General features: G+C 73.1%; 1 protein-coding gene. It reads right to left on the bottom strand.

Annotated elements, in window-relative coordinates; translation table 11 throughout:
- Positions 1-192: isoaspartyl peptidase/L-asparaginase (locus H926_RS27360; protein WP_371256245.1), on the bottom strand; the 192-nt coding region annotated here is incomplete at its 3' end.
- Positions 193-223 lie beyond the last annotated feature (31 nt).

Here is a 223-nt window from a genome sequence, read left to right as displayed (position 1 = left end):
GCCGCGTCCGGCGTTGAACTGCGGATCATCTTCCATCACGCGCACGGCCGCTTCCACGGCATCCAGGCTCGATCCGCCGGCCTTGAGCACGGCCGACCCGGCGGCCAGCGCAGCCTTGAGCCCGGCGCGATACGAGGCATCTTCGGCCGGCGTGGTTTCCCCGCGCGGCGCGGCGCCCGCGCCACCGTGAATGGCCAGCGACCAGCCGGCATCGGCCGGATAG

The organism is Novosphingobium sp. B-7 (assembly GCF_000410615.1).
Taxonomy (GTDB): Bacteria; Pseudomonadota; Alphaproteobacteria; order Sphingomonadales; family Sphingomonadaceae; genus Novosphingobium; species Novosphingobium capsulatum.
This window is presented reverse-complemented; position numbering and strand designations above follow the sequence as displayed.